This window comes from Pseudomonas sp. IPO3778 (assembly GCF_013386825.1).
Taxonomy (GTDB): Bacteria; Pseudomonadota; Gammaproteobacteria; order Pseudomonadales; family Pseudomonadaceae; genus Aquipseudomonas.
The window spans coordinates 97661-116750 of the sequence record NZ_JACARC010000034.1; the positions used below are offsets into that span (position 1 = coordinate 97661).

23 protein-coding genes are annotated in these 19090 nt (G+C 61.5%); 6 read left to right on the plus strand and 17 right to left on the minus strand.

Annotated elements, in window-relative coordinates:
* Positions 1-206: 206 nt before the first annotated feature.
* Both HX855_RS16605 and HX855_RS16610 read left to right on the plus strand, forming a co-directional pair.
* Positions 207-1613, plus strand: coding sequence for an adenosylmethionine--8-amino-7-oxononanoate transaminase (locus HX855_RS16605; protein WP_177086979.1), 1407 nt, complete (start codon positions 207-209; stop codon positions 1611-1613).
* Positions 1614-1701: 88 nt separating this feature from the next.
* Positions 1702-2421, plus strand: coding sequence for a 16S rRNA (uracil(1498)-N(3))-methyltransferase (locus tag HX855_RS16610; RefSeq protein ID WP_177086977.1), 720 nt, complete (start codon positions 1702-1704; stop codon positions 2419-2421).
* Between the two features lie 142 nt (positions 2422-2563).
* Here the strand turns inward: HX855_RS16610 and HX855_RS16615 are convergent, their stop codons facing one another.
* From HX855_RS16615 to HX855_RS16625, 3 genes are read right to left on the minus strand one after another with little or no spacing between them, the layout of a single operon-like run.
* Positions 2564-3499 (minus strand): transporter substrate-binding domain-containing protein, encoded by a 936-nt coding sequence (locus HX855_RS16615; protein WP_256353025.1) that lies wholly within the window; start codon positions 3497-3499, stop codon positions 2564-2566.
* 24 nt (positions 3500-3523) lie between these two features.
* Positions 3524-3877, minus strand: coding sequence for a RidA family protein (locus tag HX855_RS16620; RefSeq protein WP_177086975.1), 354 nt, complete (start codon positions 3875-3877; stop codon positions 3524-3526).
* Between the two features lie 10 nt (positions 3878-3887).
* Entirely contained in the window at positions 3888-5129 is a 1242-nt protein-coding gene (locus HX855_RS16625) for a D-amino acid dehydrogenase (protein WP_177086956.1), read from the minus strand.
* A 108-nt stretch (positions 5130-5237) separates the two neighbouring features.
* Between HX855_RS16625 and HX855_RS16630 the strand changes: the two genes are divergently transcribed.
* Positions 5238-6140 carry a LysR family transcriptional regulator gene (locus tag HX855_RS16630; RefSeq protein WP_177086954.1) on the plus strand — a complete coding sequence of 301 codons (903 nt, stop codon included), beginning with the start codon at positions 5238-5240 and terminating at the stop codon, positions 6138-6140.
* Between the two features lie 105 nt (positions 6141-6245).
* Here HX855_RS16630 and HX855_RS16635 read toward each other — a convergent pair whose 3' ends face one another.
* Positions 6246-6863: a hemolysin III family protein gene (locus HX855_RS16635; RefSeq protein ID WP_177043129.1), complete on the minus strand. Its 618-nt coding sequence runs from the start codon at positions 6861-6863 to the stop codon at positions 6246-6248.
* 247 nt (positions 6864-7110) lie between these two features.
* On the opposite strand from HX855_RS16635, the gene HX855_RS16640 reads away from it, so the two are divergent.
* From HX855_RS16640 to HX855_RS16650, 3 genes are read left to right on the plus strand one after another with little or no spacing between them, the layout of a single operon-like run.
* Positions 7111-7677, plus strand: a complete 567-nt coding sequence (locus HX855_RS16640; RefSeq protein WP_177086952.1) for a chromate transporter — start codon at positions 7111-7113, stop codon at positions 7675-7677.
* Complete coding sequence (locus HX855_RS16645; protein ID WP_177086950.1) at positions 7677-8219, plus strand: chromate transporter; 543 nt, start codon at positions 7677-7679, stop codon at positions 8217-8219. The genes HX855_RS16640 and HX855_RS16645 overlap by 1 nt, the downstream gene beginning before the upstream one ends.
* 37 nt (positions 8220-8256) lie before the next feature.
* Entirely contained in the window at positions 8257-9171 is a 915-nt protein-coding gene (locus HX855_RS16650; RefSeq protein WP_177086948.1) for a LysR substrate-binding domain-containing protein, read from the plus strand.
* 120 nt (positions 9172-9291) lie between these two features.
* Here the strand turns inward: HX855_RS16650 and madM are convergent, their stop codons facing one another.
* The 13 genes from madM to HX855_RS16715 all read right to left on the minus strand — a co-directional run bounded on the left by madM (position 9292) and on the right by HX855_RS16715 (position 19003).
* Positions 9292-10056, minus strand: coding sequence for a malonate transporter subunit MadM (madM, locus tag HX855_RS16655; protein ID WP_177086946.1), 765 nt, complete (start codon positions 10054-10056; stop codon positions 9292-9294).
* A gap of 5 nt (positions 10057-10061) precedes the next feature.
* Positions 10062-10454 carry a malonate transporter subunit MadL gene (gene madL, locus HX855_RS16660; RefSeq protein WP_177086944.1) on the minus strand — a complete coding sequence of 131 codons (393 nt, stop codon included), beginning with the start codon at positions 10452-10454 and terminating at the stop codon, positions 10062-10064.
* 67 nt (positions 10455-10521) lie between these two features.
* A complete protein-coding gene (mdcH, locus tag HX855_RS16665) occupies positions 10522-11427 on the minus strand; it encodes a malonate decarboxylase subunit epsilon (protein ID WP_177086942.1) in 906 nt (301 codons plus the stop codon).
* The gene (locus tag HX855_RS16670) at positions 11424-12020 is read right to left on the minus strand and encodes a malonate decarboxylase holo-ACP synthase (protein ID WP_177086940.1); all 597 of its coding nucleotides are present in this window, start codon (positions 12018-12020) and stop codon (positions 11424-11426) included. The genes mdcH and HX855_RS16670 overlap by 4 nt, the downstream gene beginning before the upstream one ends.
* Positions 12014-12790: a biotin-independent malonate decarboxylase subunit gamma gene (gene mdcE, locus HX855_RS16675; protein WP_177086938.1), complete on the minus strand. Its 777-nt coding sequence runs from the start codon at positions 12788-12790 to the stop codon at positions 12014-12016. The genes HX855_RS16670 and mdcE overlap by 7 nt, the downstream gene beginning before the upstream one ends.
* Complete coding sequence (locus HX855_RS16680) at positions 12787-13629, minus strand: biotin-independent malonate decarboxylase subunit beta (protein ID WP_177086936.1); 843 nt, start codon at positions 13627-13629, stop codon at positions 12787-12789. Before HX855_RS16680 ends, mdcE begins: the two co-directional genes overlap by 4 nt.
* On the minus strand, positions 13622-13921 hold the full coding sequence (locus HX855_RS16685; RefSeq protein WP_088425476.1) for a malonate decarboxylase subunit delta: 300 nt from the start codon (positions 13919-13921) through the stop codon (positions 13622-13624). Before HX855_RS16685 ends, HX855_RS16680 begins: the two co-directional genes overlap by 8 nt.
* On the minus strand, positions 13921-14769 hold the full coding sequence (locus tag HX855_RS16690) for a triphosphoribosyl-dephospho-CoA synthase (protein WP_177086934.1): 849 nt from the start codon (positions 14767-14769) through the stop codon (positions 13921-13923). The genes HX855_RS16685 and HX855_RS16690 overlap by 1 nt, the downstream gene beginning before the upstream one ends.
* Positions 14770-16440: a malonate decarboxylase subunit alpha gene (mdcA, locus tag HX855_RS16695; RefSeq protein ID WP_169386924.1), complete on the minus strand. Its 1671-nt coding sequence runs from the start codon at positions 16438-16440 to the stop codon at positions 14770-14772. It lies immediately after the preceding gene.
* 291 nt (positions 16441-16731) lie between these two features.
* Positions 16732-17475, minus strand: coding sequence for a hypothetical protein (locus HX855_RS16700; protein ID WP_177086932.1), 744 nt, complete (start codon positions 17473-17475; stop codon positions 16732-16734).
* 113 nt (positions 17476-17588) lie between these two features.
* The gene (locus HX855_RS16705) at positions 17589-18023 is read right to left on the minus strand and encodes a hypothetical protein (protein WP_177086930.1); all 435 of its coding nucleotides are present in this window, start codon (positions 18021-18023) and stop codon (positions 17589-17591) included.
* Positions 17986-18615: a nucleotidyltransferase domain-containing protein gene (locus HX855_RS16710; RefSeq protein WP_177086928.1), complete on the minus strand. Its 630-nt coding sequence runs from the start codon at positions 18613-18615 to the stop codon at positions 17986-17988. The genes HX855_RS16705 and HX855_RS16710 overlap by 38 nt, the downstream gene beginning before the upstream one ends.
* A gap of 61 nt (positions 18616-18676) precedes the next feature.
* Positions 18677-19003, minus strand: coding sequence for a DUF6124 family protein (locus tag HX855_RS16715; RefSeq protein WP_177086926.1), 327 nt, complete (start codon positions 19001-19003; stop codon positions 18677-18679).
* Between the last annotated feature and the right edge of the window lie 87 nt (positions 19004-19090).

Consider the following 19090-nt stretch of genomic DNA (forward strand, 5'->3'; position numbering starts at 1 on the left):
AATATCGAGAAATACGATCAAGAGCGTATGCAGAGTAAGTTAACAAGAGATTAAGGACTATCCAGAAGAAACGTGACGGACTGTCCTGTGTTTACCACCAATTTACGCTTCAAACTCGCAATGGGTTGTGACACAGGCCGGCATTGCATAGGCTTGCGCGATTGTTTCGCCCGCGCCTGCCGCGAGCCGCTTCGAGGAGAATGAACATGGGTTTGAATAATCAGTGGATGCAACGCGACCTTGCGGTGCTGTGGCATCCCTGCACCCAGATGAAAGACCACCAGCAACTGCCGCTGATCCCGATCAAGCGCGGTGAAGGCGTCTGGCTGGAAGACTTCGAAGGCAAACGCTACCTCGACGCCGTCAGTTCCTGGTGGGTCAACGTGTTTGGCCACGCCAACCCGCGCATCAACCAGCGCATCAAGGATCAGGTGGATCAGCTGGAGCACGTGATCCTCGCCGGTTTCAGCCACCAGCCGGTGATCGAGCTGTCCGAACGCCTGGTGAAGATGACGCCCGAAGGCCTGACCCGCTGCTTCTACGCCGACAACGGTTCGTCGTGCATCGAAGTCGCGCTGAAGATGAGCTTTCACTATTGGCTCAACCGTGGCCTGCCGAACAAGAAGCGCTTTGTCACCCTGACCAACAGCTACCACGGCGAAACCATCGCCGCGATGTCGGTGGGCGATGTGCCGCTGTTCACGGAAACCTACAAGGCACTGCTGCTGGACACCCTCAAGGTGCCGAGCCCGGACTGCTACCTGCGCCCCGACGGCATGAGCTGGGAAGAACACTCCCGGAACATGTTCATGGCCATGGAACAGACCCTCGCCGAGCACCACGACACCGTTGCTGCCGTGATCGTCGAACCGCTGATCCAGGGCGCCGGCGGCATGCGCATGTACCACCCGGTGTACCTCAAGCTGCTGCGCGAGGCCTGCGACCGCTATGGCGTGCACCTGATCCACGATGAAATCGCCGTGGGCTTCGGCCGCACCGGCACGATGTTCGCCTGTGAACAGGCCGGCATCCGCCCGGACTTCCTGTGCCTGTCCAAGGCCCTGACCGGCGGCTACCTGCCGCTCGCCGCCGTGGTCACCACCGACGACGTGTACGACGCCTTCTACGACGACTACCCGACCCTGCGCGCGTTCCTGCACTCCCACAGCTACACCGGCAACCCGCTGGCGTGTGCGGCGGCCCTGGCGACCCTGGATATCTTCGAAGAAGACAACGTCATCGAAAACAACAAGGCCCTGGCCCAGCGCATGGCGACCGCCACCGCGCACCTGGTGGACCACCCCCACGTCTCGGAAGTGCGCCAGACCGGCATGGTACTGGCCATCGAGATGGTGCAGGACAAGGCCACCAAGACCGCCTACCCCTGGCAGGAACGCCGCGGCCTGAAGGTGTTTGAACATGCCCTGGAACGTGGCGCGTTACTGCGGCCATTGGGCAGCGTGGTGTACTTCCTGCCGCCGTACGTGATCACCCCGGAGCAGATCGACTTCCTGGCGGAAGTGGCCAGCGAAGGGATCGACATCGCCACCAACAGCAAGGTCAGCGTGGCGGTGCCGAAGGATTTCCACCCGGGGTTTCGTGATCCGGGCTGATTGATCGCTGATCGTTCCCACGCTCCGCGTGGGAACGCAGCCCTGGACGCTCCGCGTCCGCCCTGCACACTATTTCCAGAGAACAGAAATGAGACTGTCCCGCTTTTTTGTCGACGCCCCCCTGAGCCTTGGCGACCACGAGTTGCCGGAAGCCCAGGCGCATTACATCAGCCGCGTATTGCGCATGAGCGAGGGCGACGCCGTGCAGCTGTTCGACGGCTCCGGCGATGAGTTTCGCGCCAGCTTGCTGGAAGTGGGTAAAAAACGCGTGGTGGTGCAGGTCACCGAAACCTTCGCCGGGCAGATCGAATCACCGTTGCAGATTCACCTCGGCCAGGGCCTGTCCCGTGGCGAGCGAATGGACTGGGCGATCCAGAAAGCCACCGAGCTTGGCGTGAACGAAATCACCCCGATCTTCAGCGACCGCTGCGAAGTGCGCCTCAAGGACGAACGCGCCGACAAACGCCTGCAGCACTGGCGCCAGGTGGCGATCAGCGCGTGCGAGCAGTGCGGTCGTTCGCGGGTGCCGGTGATTCATCCACCGCTGTTGCTGGCGGATTGGTTGAAGCAGGTCGAAGCGGATTTGAAGCTGGTGCTGCACCCGGTGGCCGAGCCGCTGGTGAGCCATGCCAAGCCTGGGAGCCTGGCCTTCCTGATCGGGCCGGAAGGTGGTTTGACCGACGCAGAAGTCGAAACGGCCCAAGGTGCGGGCTTTCATTCCGCACGATTGGGCCCACGGGTGCTGCGGACCGAAACAGCACCGGTGGTGGCACTGGCCGTAGCCCAGCAATTGTGGGGCGATTTCTAAACTCGCTTTGCAAACCCAATCAAATGTGGGAGCTGGCTTGCCTGCGATAGCGGTGGGTCAGCCCTACATCTGTTGCTGATACACCGCTATCGCAGGCAAGCCAGCTCCCACACTTTTAGTCGGGTGACCAACCCAGATCGGTTTACTCCACCGGGTCACTCACCGGCCTGGCAATAATCGCCTTCAACTCACTGGTCATCGGAAACTCCAGGTTCAAGCCCTTGGGCGGAATCGGCTGTTCAAACCAGCGCTGGTAAATCCCGTTGATCTCCCCCGAGCGGTAAAGCCCCGCCAGGGTTTCGTTGACCACCGCTAGAAACTGCGGGTCATCCTTGCGCACCATGCAGCTGTAGATTTCCCGCGACTGTTCTTCCCCGACCACCACCCACTTGTGCGGGTCCTTGGCCTTGGCACGCTCGCCATAAAGCAACGCGTCATCCATGTAGAACGCCGCCGCCCGGCCCGACTGCAGCATCTGGAAGGCTTCGCCGTGGTCCTTGGCGCTGATCACCGACATGTTCAATTTATGATCAACGTTGTAGCTCTTCAGGAACCGTTCGTTGGTGGTGCCGGCGGTGGTCACCACGTTCTTGCCCTTAAGGTCGGCGAAGCTTTTGATGCCGCTGTCGTTGGCGGTCAGCAACTGGCCCTTCACGTAGATAAACCCGTAGGAAAACGCCACCTGCTTCTGCCGCTCGGCGGTCACGCCGGTGGAACCGCATTCCAGGTCCACCGTGCCGTTTTGCACCAGCGCAATCCGGGTCTGGGAGGTCACCAGGTTGTACTTCACGTTCAGCGTCGGCACCCCGGTTTTCTGCTGGATGCGCTCGACGATCTTGTTGGCCAGGTCTACCGAGTAGCCCATGGGTTTTCCGCTGTGGTCACCCACGTAGGAGAACGGTACCGAGGCATCGCGGTAGCCGAGGGTGATGCTTTTGGCGTTGGCGATCTTGCTCAGCGTGCCTTCCAGGGGGGCTTCGGTTGCCTGGGTCTGAGCGCTCAATATCAGGGCCAGGAAGAGTATGGGGCTGCTGCGCAGCCCAACGGGGGACAAGCCCCCTCGCCACAGTTTTTGCATGGTTAGTCTCCATTTTTGTTTTAGTTATGGGCGGCGGGCAGCGATGACGCTGATCTCCACCAATACGTCGGGCCGGGCCAGTTGCGCCTGCAACGTGGTACGCGTCGGCGCCTGACCTGGCGATAGCCAGGCGGACCAGACTTCATTCATCGGCGCAAAACCGTCCTGGATATTGTTCAGGTAGATGGTCGCGTTCAGCAGATGATCTTTGTCGCTGCCGGCTTCAGCCAGCAACCCGTCAATCTTGGCCAGCACCTCCTGGGTCTGTGTCGTCACATCCCGGCCTTCTCCCGGCACCTGGCCGGACAGGAACACCAAATCCTGAAACACCACGGCGCCAGACAGGCGATTGTTGCTGTTGATTCGGGTGATGGTCATCAAGGCATCCTCAAGCGGCGCGGGGCGCAAAGCCCTGCATATCAATGGAAGGGGTGTGCCGGCCAATCAACTCGGCCAGCACCTGGCCGCTGCCGCAGGCCAGGGTGAACCCGAGGGCACCATGGCCGAGGTTAAGCCATAAGTTGCTGCAGGCGCTGGCACCAATCAGCGGCACGCCGCTGGGTGTGGCCGGGCGCATGCCGGCCCATTCGACCGCATGCGGGTAGTCACCGGCCAGGGGGAAAGTCTCAAGGGCCTGGCGTTTAATCAGCGCCAGGCGCTTGGGTTCAAGCCGGGTGTCGAAGCCAACGATGTCCACCATCGCCGCCACCCGCAGTTGTTCACCGATGCGGGCGTAGACGATCTTGCGGTCGTAGTCGGTGATGCTGATGTTCGGCGCCTGATGCTGCGGGCCAATCGGCACACTCAGGCTGTAGCCCTTGAGGGGATACAACGGCAACGACATACCCGGCAAGGCCAGCTCGGGGCTGCGGTGCCCGGCGGCCAGTACCAGGTGCTCTACAGACAATGCCTCGTTGCCCATCTCTATCGAATGCACCCGGCCCCCATGGTGATGGATCCCGGTCACCTTGCGCCCCAGCAGAAATGTGCAGCGCCCCGAGGCCTCAAGGCGCGCCGCCAGCTGTTGGCAGAAGGCATGACAGTCGCCCACCTCTTCGTTGGGCGTGTAGATGCCGCCAAAAAAGCGGCCGCCGTCCAGGGTCGGCTCCAGCCGTTCACAGTCTGCCGCCGAGAGCACTTGCTGTTGCAAAGGGTCGGTGACTTTATTCAGTGCGCGCTCATAGCTGTGGAGGGTGCGAAAGGTCACCAGCTTGCCATTACGCCGCCAGTGGAAGTCGCCTAGTTGGTCTTCTTCACGCCAGCGTTGCAGGGTGTTCTGGCTCAGGGAGGCCAGGCGCAGCAGATGGGCCGCATTGCGCTGGTTCACCGAGCCACGGCAGGCGCCCAGGAATGACGCCATCCAGCGCCACTGTGCCGGGTCCATGCGTGGGCGCAGCTTCAGCGGCGAGTCACCGCGCAGCATCCAGCCGATGGCTTGCAGCGGCACGCCTTTGTCGGCCAGGGGCGCGACATAGCGGTAGGACAACTGCCCGCCATTGGCGAAGCTGGTCTCGCTGCCCAGGGTTTCCCGGGCTTCGACCACGGTCACGTCCATACCGGCACGCACCAGGGCGTAGGCACTCGCCAAGCCGATAACCCCACCGCCGATGATGCAAACCTGCTGAGCCATGTCCGTTCCTTAACCCTGTGTTGTCCGGGTTGAAGGTTAGGGGCAGGTGACAGCGGCGGGACAATGAATAAAGATGGGTCACCCATAAACAAAGGTTATGGACTGCCCATGCGCTTGCGTCATATCGAAATCTTCCAGGCTATCCGCCAGACCGGCTCCATCAGCGCCGCCGCCCAGTTGCTGCACGTCTCGCAGCCGGCGGTGAGCAAGGTGCTGCAACACGCCGAGTTGCAGTTGGGTTTCCCGCTGTTCCTGCGCATCCGCGGCAAGCTGCAACCGACGCCGGAAGCCTTGGCGCTGGAGCGGGAGGTCGACAAAGTGACCGAAAGCCTTCAAGGCGTGCGGCGCCTGGCACACAACCTGCGCCGCGAGCCGGGCCAGCGCCTGCGTATCGGCGCCACGCCGGCGCTGGCCCTGTCGTTGCTGCCACCGGCCATTCGCGAGTGGACCCAACGCTACCCGGACATCGCCTGCGAGCTGTCCAGCGCCCACAGCCGCGAGCTGGTGCAAAACCTGCTGATGCGTGAAGTCGACGTGGCCCTGACGCTGCAACCGCCCGACCACCCGGCACTGAGCGCCCAGCCGTTGGCCCACGGCGTGCTGGTAGCGCTGGCGCCCAAGGATTACTGGAAGGAAAACGAGCTGGGCAAACCGCTGCCGCTGATGGCGTTGGCGGGCGCGCCGTTGATTGGACTCTCCAGCGCCGACCCGTTATCGGCCAAGCTGGACAGCTACCTGGAAGCGGTCGACCCGCCGCCCCGGGTCAGCATCGCGGTGCAGACCTATTCATTGGCCAGGGCCATGGTCGAATCCGGCGCCGGGCTGGCGGTGATCGACCCCTTCACCGCTCTGGGTGCATCACCGGCCACCACCTGCATTCGCCCGCTGGCGCCGCCGCTGCCGATCACTTTGTATGCCCTGACCCGCGCTGACGAACCGCCGCCGCATATGCTCGCGAGCCTGCTGGAGATCTTCGGCAGCCGCGCCCAGGAGCAGTTGGACCGGCTATAACACAGGCCTAATGTGGGAGCGGGCTTGCTCGCGAAGGCGGTGGATCAGCCAGGTACATGTATTAACTGACCCACCGCCTTCGCGAGCAAGCCCGCTCCCACACTGTCAGAGTACATAGCCCATGATCGCCACAAAATGCAGCAGGCTGCCGCCGATCACAAACAAATGCCAGATCCCGTGGGAGTGACGCAGGCGGTCCTCCAGGGCAAAGAAAATGATGCCCACGGTGTACAGCACCCCGCCCGAGGCCAGCCAGGCAAACCCGGTGGGGCCCAGCGCAGCGATCAGCGGCTTGACCGCCACCAGCACGATCCAGCCCATCACCGCATAAATCACGATGGACAGGATCCGCGCCTCGGAACGTGGCTTGATCTCCTGCAGGATGCCGATCACCGCCAGCCCCCACACAATCCCGAACAGCGTCCAGCCCCACGGCCCGCGCAGCGTCACCAGGCAAAACGGCGTGTAGCTGCCGGCGATCAGCAGGTAGATCGAAAAGTGATCAACCTTCTGCATGATCGCTTTCTTGCGCCCACGCACGCTGTGGTAAACGGTGGACGCGCTGTACAGCACCAACAACGTGAAACCGTAGATCGCCACGCTGACAATCTTCCAGGGGCTGCCGTCCATCCCGGCCACCACCAACATCCATACCGCGCCAATAAAGGCCGCTACCGCCCCGAGCAAATGGCTCCAGGCGTTGAATCGTTCCCCGTGATACATGTGTCACTCACCTCGAATAACCGTTATCACCCCGTCCATTCTGACGTCACCCGGCCAATATCAGGTAACAACCTTTCTTCATTTGCCCAAATGCACACGCCGATAGATGATTCGCTTCATCCTGTGGGAGCTGGCTTGCCTGCGATAGCGGTGGGTCAGCCCTACATCGGGTGCTGATACACCGCTATCGCAGGCAAGCCAGCTCCCACATAAAAGCACCCCGCTCCCGAACCCATCGGTAATCCCCATGCCCGACCTCGAACCTGCCCCGCCTCACCCCAGTCTGTGGCAGTTGTTTTACAACTTCGCCATGGTCGGCCTGTTCGGCTTCGGCGGCGTGATGCCCTGGGCGCGGCAGATGATGGTTGACCGTCGGCAGTGGGTCAGCGAACAAGGCTTCAACGAGCTGCTGACCACCGGCCAATTCTTCCCCGGGCCGAATATCGCCAACGTCGGCATCATCTATGGCCGGCGCCTGCATGGCTTGCCGGGTGCGGTTGTGACCGTGGTCGGCTTGTATCTGTTCCCCTCGCTGATCACCGTGCTGGCCGGCTTCGCCTATGCCAAATGGTGGAGCCATGAGGTGGTGCAGCAGATCTTCGGCGCCGTGATGCCGATCGCCACCGGGCTGATGCTGGGCACCACCTTGCGCCTGCTCAAGGCCATGCCGCGCACGCTCGCCAACTACAGCGCGTTCGTCCTGACCTTCGTGTTGATGGCGGTGCTGGTGTTGCCGCTGTGGATGGTCTTGCTGATTTGCATCCCAAGTTCCCTGGCGTTGAGTTTTGTCGGCAAGCAGAAGGTGGCCGGCTGATGCAGAGCGCTCTCTTCCACCTGATGATCCAGTGTGCGCTGTGGTCGCTGATGTCGATTGGCGGCAACATGGTTGCCGTGAGCGATATTCACCGCTACTCGGTGACCGACATGAACTGGCTCACCGACGCACAGTTTGTCGCCTTCTTCGCCCTCTCCCAGGCGCTGCCGGGGCCCAATGGCATGCTGCTGGTGTTTATCGGCCAACAGGCCGCCGGGCTGCCTGGCGCTCTGGTGGCGTTGCTGGCCAAACTGGTGCCCTGCTCGGTGCTGACGTACCTGGGCGCCGGCTGGCTGGAAAAACACACCAAGACCCCGTGGGTGCAGCGGGTCAAGGGCAGCCTGTTACCCATCTCGATCGGGCTGATCCTGGCCGCCAGCTACATCCTGATGAACAGCCTGGAAAACAACGCCACCAGCCTGGTGCTGACCCTGGCCAGCGCCGGCGTGGTGTATTACACGCGGCTCAATGCGATCTGGCTGATCATCCTCGGCGTGGTGTTGGGCCTGTGCAGTGCATGGCTGGGAGTGAACTGGTTTTAGGGGCACAATCGACGGCATTCGAACAAGAGTCACCCTCATGCTGATCGACGAAGAATTCACCCTCAAGAAACTGGAAATCTTCCTTGCCTTCATGCGCACCGGCAACCTGGCGCGGGCGGCGGCGGAGTTGCAGACCAGCAACGTCAGCGTGCACCGGGCGATCCACTCCCTGGAAAACGCCCTGCGCTGCCCATTGTTCAAGCACGAGGGGCGCAACCTCACCCCGCTGGAGAGCGCCTATGTGCTGGAAGAGCGTGCGCAGAAACTGGTGCAGGAGGTGGTCGACAGCGTGCGGGTGACCCGCGAGGCCGCCGGTTTCTCCGCCGAGCGTTTCAAGCTGGGCTCGCTGTATTCGTTGACCGTGAAGACCGTGCCGCAGTTGATCATGGGGCTGAAGATTCGCCGCAGCGAACTCAACATCGACCTGATCCTCGGCTCCAATTTCGACTTGCTGTACAAGCTGAAGAACATGGAAGTCGACGCGATCCTGATCTCCCTCGACGAGCACGCCAACGACCCGGACTGCGAGCAGATCGCGCTGTTTTCCGACGATATCTTCCTCGCCACCCCGGCGGACTCACCCTTCGACCGTGAGCAGGAAATCGACCTGGCGGACGTACGCGACGCCACCTTCATCACCCTCACCCAAGGCTTCGCCACCCACCAGGATGGCAACCGCGTGTTCAAGCAGGCAGGGTTCGCACCGAAGGTGGCGATGCAGGTCAACGACATCTTCACCCTGCTGAGCATGGTCAGCTCGGGCGTGGGGTATGCGCTGCTGCCGGGGCGGATCGCGGCGGTGTATGAGAATCGGGTAAAGCTGATTCCCCTGCAACCGCGCTACCGCTTGCAGCAGCACATTGGCGTGGTGTTTCTGAAAGCCAAGGAGCGCGACCCGAATTTGCTCGCGCTGTTGGCAGAGTGCCGGATGTATGCCAATCGCCAGGCTTGAGACCGCTATCGCGGGCAAGCCCGGCTCCCACATTTGACCGAATTGTCTGGGAGTACTCGGTCAAATGTGGGAGCTGGCTTGCCAGCGATGAGGCCCTCATGAACCACAATGAATCAGGGCCTAGCCCACCAGCCCGCGCATGATCAGGAACAACAGCGACGGCCCCAGCAAACAGCCCAGCGCCGTATAGAACGCAGCGGTCAGGCAACCATAAGGCACCAGCTTCGGATCCGTGGCGGCCAACCCGCCCGCCACGCCGCTGGAGGTGCCCATCAGCCCCCCGAAAATCACCGCGCTGCGCGGGTTGTTCAGGCCGATCATCGGTGCCACGAACGGCGTCATCACCATCACCAGAATGGCCTTGATCAACCCGGCGGCAATCGACAGCGCCATCACTTCGGAACTCGCCCCAATCGCCGCACCGGTCACCGGGCCCACGATGTAGGTCACCGCGCCCGCACCGATGGTGGTCAGGCTCACCGCATCGGTATAACCAAACGCCATGGCCACGCCGACCCCGGCGATAAACGATGAACCCACGCCGACAAACAGCGCCAGCACACCCACATAGCCGGCGCGCTTGAGCTCATCGACACTCACCCCAAACGCCGTGGCCACAATCGCAAAGTCCCGCAGCATCGCGCCGCCCAACAGGCCGATACCCGACAGCAATGGAATATCCACCACCCCTTTGGAACCCCCGGTAAACGCGCCGCCGACATAGGACAGCACCAGCCCCAGCAAAATGGCGATGGCCGAGCCGTGCAGACGGCCTTTGGTAAAGTTATTGGAGATCCAGTAGGACACCCACATGGTCAGGCCGATTACCGCAAAACCACTGATCAAGCCGTAGCCGGTGATCACTTTCATCATCGATTCGTACATGGCGATCACCCGGCTTCTTTGGTGGGAACAACGGCGTCCGGCTCACGGTTGCCGATGCGTGACAGCACCGGCACCAAGGCAAAGCCCAGCACCACCGCCAGCGTGCCCGCCAGAATCGCCATGGGCCCGCCCTTGATCGCGCCGTAGACGTTTTGCTGAGCGGCCATAGCCACCACAATCGGAATATAGATTGCCGCCCAGAACGTCAGGCCTTGCTCAGACTTGCCGACAAACAGGCCGCGCTTTTGCAAGTAGCTGCCCAGGCCGATCAGCAACAACATGGCGATACCCACGCCACCGACGTTGGCCGGAATGCCCATCCACTTGCCGAGCAACTCGCCCACAAACAGTCCCACCAGCGTACAGAACGCCAGGAACGCCACACCGTAAATGATCATGCTGGTTATCCTCAAAGTGCTTCATCGAAATTGTTGTTTTTGTGCTTCGAAAGCCTTGGGTGGTGCTTTATCGGTGGCGGTTCTCCTCCTCTCGCAGCAGGGCTTGCAAGGTGTCCAGGCGGGCGCCTTCGAAGGCGATGACGGTGCCTTGCTCGAACACCCGGCGCGCCAGGCCCGTGAGCACGGCGCCGGGGGGCAGTTCGAGGTGCAGGCGCACGCCACGCTCATAGGCGCTTTGCACGGTGCCGCGCCAGTCGACGATGCGGCACATGTTGAAGGCCAGGTCGTCGCGCAGGTGCTCGGTGTTGTGGATCGGCCGGGCGCGGGTGCTGCTCAGATAGGTGATGGCCGGCGTTTTCAGTGTCACTTCAGCGAAGGCTTGAGCCAGCGCCTCAGCGGGTTTTTCCAGCAGCGCGCAATGGGACGGCACGCTGACGGCCAGGCGCTTGGCGACACCGTTGCCGCGAACCAGATGGGCAACTGCCGTCATGGCCTCGTCGCTGCCGGCGATGACCGTCTGGTTGTCGGCATTGATATTGGCCAAGTACACCGGGGTTTGCGGGCTATGGACCTGGGCGAGCAAGGCTTCGACGGTGGACAGGTCTGGGCCGATAAGGGCGGTCATGCCATAGCCGTGGGGATAGGCCTGTTGCATCAATTCGCCGCGCAGGCTGACCAGTTTAAGCGCGTCGGCAAAGTCCAAAGCCCCGGCAATCACGGCAGCCGGGTAGGCGCCGATGGACAGCCCGGCGACGTAATCGGGGGTGTGTTCCAGCAAGCGCGCACTGGCGACGCCGGCAATCAACAGGCAGAGCTGCACCGCACGGGTCGAGGCCAGCGCTTCGGCGGAATCCAGCGCAAGCACATCCTCATTGAGGGCAGCACTGGCTTCGTCCAGCACCGCACGCGGCAGTTGCTGGAGCATGCCCGCACGCTGGGCGCCCTGCCCCGGAAACGCCAGGAGGCTGCTCATGCCACGGCCTGCCACGGGTCGGTCACTAACTGCGCGCCGCTGGCATTTTTCAGCAGCACGCGGCGTGAACCACCCGCCCACTCACGCAACGCGACCGCGCCAAAAGGCGTTTGCAGTTGCAGGTCCACGGCGCACACCGCGGTGTCGAGTATCGCCAGCAGGTCCTCTGCATCGCCGCGATCAAGCCGCCCGGGCGTGCGCAAAATCAAATCCAGGTCACTCTTGGCGTGCAGCGCTTCAATGCCGCTGGCCAGTTCGAAACCGGCACTGCCGGTGACGCCCCACGGCTCGTTCGCCAACACCGGCCGCAGTTGCGCGAGTGCCTCCAACGCCGGCAAATCCCGTGGCGAGATTACGCCGCGCAGGGCTTCCGGTACCACGCGCCGCTGCACCGCCGACATCGGCATCACGGCGGCGAACCGCTGCTCACGCAAGCGCCCACGCACACCCACTGCCACCTGGCCCGGCGGCGCAATGGCACGCCGCACCACCACCGGATGCCCGGCGTCCAACGCTTCCAGCACCCAGGCCGGAGCATCCTCGGGCGCATGCGCCGGAGTCATGCCCCAGAGCAAGTCGTGGGCGTTCACCATTGCTCCCGCAGCAGTTGGCGCACGTGGCTGGAGGCGGCGCGGTTGGTGGCGCCCAGGCGACCGCTCAGGTCGCGGCCACCCGCTTGCACATCCTTGATCGCGTGCACCAGGCAATCACTGACGCGCACCACATCGTCGGCGCTGGGTTGCTCAATCTGGCTGACCGACAAGGTCTCCCAGAGCAAACCGAGGCTGGCATAACTGTCGATGTCATAGGCCATCGGCGGCACGCTGGCGGCCAGGGCTTCCAGCTCTTCGACACTGCGCAGGGTCACCCGCGCGGCCGAGGCCTTGCCCATGGCATGCACCATCACGCCCGGGTCGCGCAGGGCAATCAGGCGATTGGCCTGGTATCCGTGGGCGAGGAAGGCGCCGGACATCGCCTTGCCCACCAGCAGCGCGATCACCGGGTGACCGGCCAGGCGCGCACGGGCGTAGCTGTCGGCGGCGGCGGCCAATGCCTGGTGAATGCCCAAGGCTTCTTCGCGACGGCCATAAGCCTGGCTCGGCACATCGACGATGGCGATCAGCGGACGCTTGTCGCCGGTGTTGATCGCTTCGTCCACCGCCTTGGCCAAGCCCCAGCCTTCGAGTAAACCGACTTCACCGTTGCGAGCGCGAGGAAAGCGATTGTCTGGATCGGTGACCACGGCAATAAAGCGCACGGGCTGATCACCGAGTACACCGTCGGCGACTTTCAGCGAGTTCGGCAAACCACCCACAGGCGTTGCATCGCCGCTCAACGCGTTGAACCACTGCAAACCTCTCATGAGCGTTCTCCCTGATACAGATCGCGAACCGTCGCCGGGTCGATTTGCGGTTCGGCGTTCAGTGCTGCCAAGCGTTCCAGATAGTGTTCCACCTGACGGCTGCGCTGGTTTTCCGGCAAGCCCTGGTGCAGCAGTTCAGTGACGTGCTGCTGAATCTGCGCCACGTCGTCAGCCACATACCGGTCGGCCAAGCCACTGTTGAAGCGCTGTTCGCCGCCGGTCAGGCTCCAGATGAAGGGCCGGTCGCGGGAGTCGTATTCCTCAAGCCCGGCTTCCTGTTCGATCACCTGCGGGCCGTTCAGACCCAGGCGCGCCTCGCGGGTCACCAGCAGGTAACTGCACAGGCCGGCCGCGATGGACATGCCACCAAAACAACCCACGCTGCCCGCCACCACACCGATCACCGGCTGGTACTGGCGCAGGTCGACAATTGCCGCGTGAATATCGGCAATCGCTGCCAGGCCCAGGTTGGCTTCCTGCAAGCGCACGCCGCCGGTTTCCAGCAGCAGGATGGCGCGGGTCGGGATGCCGTTGCGGTTGTCTTCAGCGGCCAGCTCCAGGGCGCCGGCCATCTTTGCGCCGCCGACTTCACCGAGGCTGCCGCCCTGGAAATTGCCTTCGATGGCCGCAATGACCACCGGCAACCCGTCGATGCTGCCCTTGGCGATCACCACGCCGTCGTCGGCCTGAGGCACCACGCCCTGGCGGCTCAGCCAGGGGGACATGACGCGCTGGAACGGGTCGATCAATTCGCGATAGCTGCCCGCATCGAGCAAGGCCTTGGCCCGCTGCCGGGCGCCAAGTTCGACGAAACTGTGGGTGTTCAGCAAGTCAGTCATGACCGATCTCCTCGAAGCCCTGCTCCAGGCGCAAGCGCACCACGCCGGGAGTGGCGCCGAAGTCGTGGATATCGATGTTCAGTGCGGGCGGTGTCTGCTCCTGGAAGATTCGTTCAAACAGGTGCTGCCAACGTAGCTGCGCGCCGTTCACCGAGGTTTGCACCTGAATCGTCAGGGTGCCGGCAGTGCCCGGTTCCAGCAGCACTTCCAGGTCGCCGGAGCCGACACAACCCACCAGCGCACGGCCCTTGGCGGGCGGCCCGGCGGGGAATTCAAAGGATAAGGTTTCCATCACAGCGCTCCGTCGAGGCGGTCGATAAACAGGCAGGCGGCCAACAGGTCGGCGGCGCCACCAGGGGAGGCATTCAGCGCCAGCAGTTGCTGGTCCAGCTCATGCAGTTGGCGGCGGCCGGCGAGGCTTGCGCTGCCACCGGCGTCCAGCACCGCTTGGGCACCTTGCTGCATGGCCTGCAAGCCTTCGGGGCCGGCGCGATAGAGCACACAGGTGTCGGCCAGGTCGGTCATGATCGCCAGTAAGGCATCGAGCCGCGCGTTCTGTTCGCCGTGTTGGTGCAGGCGGCTTTTTTTCAGTTGTGGCAGGCCGCGTTGCAGCACCGAGGGGAAGCCCAGTTGCGCTTCTTCACGGGCACCGCGAGCGCCATAACGTTGTGCGACTTGGGCGCCGTGGCTCAGGGGCTGCGGCGCGTAGCGATCGTTGAGCAGCGCCAGGCGGGCCGCGCGCAAAGCCACTGCGCCGGGGGTGCTGGACTCGGGTTGCAGGGCGGCGGCGGCCACTAATAAGCCAAGTGCCCAAATCGCGCCGCGATGGGTGTTTACGCCGCTGGTGGTGACGAGCATCGCCTCTTCGCCTTCGCGACCGATCCGCCCAAGGGCTTCACGCAAGGGCAAACCGACGTCGCCAAACTCAATAGCCGCTTCGGCCATTTCCTTGAACGCCGGCCACAACGACAGTGCCGAGGCGTGCATCAAGCCGAGGTGCAAATCGGTATGGGCGCCGTTGCCGCGTCGGTCCACCAGCGCCGGTTTTGGCGACAGATCGGCTTCATCAATCAAGGCGTCGACGGCCATGTCGGCCAGGCGTTCGGCCAGGGTCAGGTCGTGCAGTTTGAGTGCGTGCATTTACCAGCTCCTGAACTTGGCGGGCGGGTTGTACAAACCACCGGACCACGCCACCAGATCGGCCACGCTCTTGGCGGCGAGCAGCTCGCGGGTGGCGTCGGTGCGGCGGATGCCGAGGTCTTCGGGCAACGCGATCAACCCTTCGCGGCGCATGCGCGCGGTGTCTTTGGGGTTGTGACGCATGCCGATGGCGGTAACGCCTGCGACGGCAGCGATCATCGCCTGGCGCTCTTCGAGGGAGCGGGCCTTGTACAGGTAGGCGATGCCTTCTTCGGTGAGCAAGTGGGTGACGTCATCGCCGTAGATCATGATCGGCGCCAGGGGCATGCCGCTTTTGCGTGCAACTTCTACCGCGTCGAGGGTTTCGACGAAGGTCGGTTTGCCGCCTTCCTGGAAGGTCTCGACCATTTGCACCACCAGCTTCTTGCCGCGTTCGAGCAAGGCTTCCGGGGCATCGTCGTGGCGCATATCGAGCCAGGCCGGCGTGCCGTGGCGGCGACCGCGTGGGTCGTGGCCCATGTTCGGCGCCCCGCCAAAACCGGCAAGGCGGCCACGTGTGACCGTGGAGGAATGCCCGTCGCCATCGACCTGCAAGGTGGCCCCGATAAACAGGTCCACCGCGTATTGCCCAGCCAGTTGGCAGAACATCCGGTTGGAACGCAGCGAGCCATCGCGACCGGTGAAGAACACATCCGGCCGGGCGGCAATGTAGTTTTCCATGCCCAGTTCGGTGCCGAAGCAATGCACGCTTTCCACCCAGCCACTTTCAATCGCGGGGATCAGGGTTGGGTGTGGGTTTAGGGTCCAGTTGCGGCAAATCTTGCCCTTAAGACCCAGGGATTCACCGTAGGTTGGCAGGATCAATTCAATGGCCGCGGTGTTGAAACCGATGCCGTGGTTCAGGGACTGAACGTTGTGTTTTTCGTAGATTCCACGGATCGCCATCATCGCCATCAACACATGCACTGGCTTGATATGGCGTGGGTCGCGGGTGAACAGCGGTTCGATGTAGAAAGGCTTGTCGGCGACCACCACGAAGTCGACCCAACTGGCGGGGATGTCGACGCGGGGCAGGTCGGTGACGTCATCCACCAACTGGTTGACCTGGACGATGACGATGCCGTCGCTGAAAGCGGCCGGCTCGATCAGCGCGGGCGTGTCTTCCGTGCTGGGGCCGGTGTAGATATTACCGGCGCGGTCGGCCATGAAACCGGCGGACAGGACCACGTTGGGAATCAGGTCCACCACCAGTCGGGCGTAGAGTTCGATGTAAGTGTGAATCGCGCCGATTTCCAGCAGGCCGTCTTCCAGCAACTGGCTGATGCGCAGGGATTGAGTGCCGGCGAAGGAGAAATCCAGCTTGCGGGCGATGCCCTTTTCAAACAGGTCCAGGTGCTCGGAGCGCCCGACGCTGGGCATGATCATGTGCAGATCGTGAAGCTTGGCGGGGTCGGTCTTGGCCAGGGAGCGGGAGAGGAAATCCGCCTGCTTCTGGTTGTTGCCTTCCAGCACCACACGGTCGCCGGGGAGGATCAGGGCTTCCAGGGCTTCGACGATGCGGTCGCTGGGGAGCACGGCGCCATCGGCGAAGGATCGCACCAGTGCGAGCCGGCGCTGCTTCTCATCGCGCCGCCGCGTCCAGCGCGAATCGGGGGAAGTTGTTGTTGTCATGGTCGCTCCACGGGATGTGCTGTCGTGGGCTGTACCTTAGGAGGGTATTGGGGGGGCATCAATCAAGCTGGGCGGTGGATCGTTACGATTGGCGTAATGGTTCATCAGCAAACGCTGGTTTGGAACCGACAGAAATCAAATGTGGGAGCTGGCTTGCCTGCGATGGCATCGCTGCGGTGAGCCTGACTCGCCGAGTCGCCCGCATCGCAGGCAAGCCAGCTCGCACAATTTGATCGGTGGTGCTGGCAATAGTCCCAAAAAGGGAACGTTGGGCCGCTCATTAATCGTCATCTATATGATGCGGTGAATAATTTTGGCCCGACTGTAAGCAGCGAACAGTCTCAATGCGCCAGCCAGTCCGGCACCTATCAAACCGATCAACGTAAAAACCCAAATGCTGGCAAGCTCCCACACGCCTGAAAGCGCTTGCGCATAGATAATTAAAATAAACACAAAAAATAAGAACAGCAGTATTCCAGCCAAAGCTTCATATCGCATAATTTTGTGACGACATGCTGTTATCACCCATCCGATTAATGCCCCGAGAGATGTCACCAACATGCCAGAAAGCTCATGCTCTGTTGCCACTGTTCGCCCCAGAAATTCAGAGACTAAACAGAATGAAAATATCGACAAAGATGAAAGCCCGACAAATACAAACGCGCAATCATAAAAGTTAAATAAGCCATCTCGAAACTTAATGTCTTCTGATTTACTCACGTCTTCGGTGATCGCAACCGCGAGTAGGCCAGCTCCAAGCCCTCCCAATGTCATCACGACAAAATTAGTGATCACTCCTTTCAGCACGTCTTGATGAACTTTCATATTGATATATTCGACGTACATCAGGATGCCTACCGCACCGATCGTCGAAATGAGAAAACCCCAGAGTTTTCTGCGCCCGGAATTTGAGTCATACATAGTCACAGCGGCAGTCAGTGACAGCACGATCCCCCACCAAATTAATGCACCTGTAAAAGCAGATTTATTATAAAGAGCTGCAAAGTCTCTGACGAACCCATCTATAAACCACATAATCAAGCTCCTTCCCAACGATAAAAAACACCTTCTTTATCGGCAGGCGCCTGACAAACTTTACCTCATACCAACCTCTCATAGGTTGTTTGACCATACTCTTCCTGAGTTGATTAATTCCGGTATTGGAACGCAAGCGCCTCTTCAACTTTCCCTGCCAAAGCTTGCGTGCTTTCAACAAGATGTCCGAGCAAAGCTTCATCCTCATCCATATACCCTTCATATTCCGCCAGGTTGCGGCGCTCGTGGCATAGCGCAAACAGTCTCACCTGGACCTTGCTGGCTCCGGAAGTATGAACCAGGGATTGGAACACCAGATAGCGCTTGTCCGAGCGATAGCCGTGCAAGCGCAAGGCTGTCAGGGCGACTGCATGGGCGGCGTTGTAGGCCAGATCAAAACGGCTGGCGAACGATAATTGCGGAGTTTTGGCGTCCTTCAATCGATCCCGGGCTGAGCGCATCAACCCGTCACATTCCTTTCGATCCGGAGGCTCCGCCTTCAAGCCACCACTACGTTGCAAGTTCTCCAGATTCGCGTTGCTGTCCATCCTTGGACTCCAAGGGGTTTTCCCCAATCAGGTTGATCTTGTCCTGCTCCGCCACCCGCTGCACAAAACTGTTCCCGGCATTCCATTTGCCGATCCAGTCTTCGGGGGTATAGAGCGTCGGGTTGATGGTGCGGCCCAGTTGCTCTTCCAGCGGCATGAGCTGCTCCATGACTTCACTGTAGTTGAGGCTTTCGCCGATCAGCATCAGATCTATGTCACTGGATGAGTGCGCCTCACCCTTGGCGATAGAGCCGTAAATAAATGCCCACTTCAGTTGCGCGGCAAAGGGAGCCAGTGCGTTGCGCAATGGCTCATCCAGGCTCAGGGTCTTGCGCACGATGGCCAACAGCTCCGAATAAATGGGGCACTGCGGATTGGCCTGGTAGTGGGTTTGGTTACCCTGGCGTGTCACCGTCAGGATGCCTGCCAACTGCAAACGCTCCAGCTCGCGGGTCAGGCTGCCCTTGCCCACCTTTGCCCAGCGGGCGATTTCATTGGTGAAGAAGCTTTGGTCGGGCTTGCCAAAGAGCAAGCCCAAGACTTTTTGCTGGGTCACGGTGAAGAGCGCAGTACTAAGGGGCAAGGTTTGCATGACTGTGATCGAAGAGTCCCAAAAAGGGAACGATAGGTCCCTTTTTGGGAACGATCAAGTTTTAACCTGCAGAAGAAGGAGCGACCTGCTCCAGTGCTTGATCCACCAACAACTGCCCCAGCTCACTCATCTGTTGAATGGCCAGCACCACGCCGCGCTGCGAGCCTTCCAATTCAAAGGCCAGATTGGAGGTCAGGGCGTTGAGTGAGGCAAAGGTTTCAGAAGCGTTGGCCAGCAAGGCTTCAGTGGATTGAGAGGGAGAGACGGCAAAAAGTGAGGATGAAGCAGAAGTCGGAAAGTAATGATCCATGGCACGCTCGGCGGCGGCCTGGAGTTTACGGTGTTCGATTTCGGTGTTGTGCGGCGGATTGGGGGTAGGTTTGAACATGATGAAACTCCTAAACAGATGAGTAAGGAGCGCCACCGTTCGCTTGCACGCGAATGAGGGTGGCGACCGTGCGCAGGTGTGCAAGAC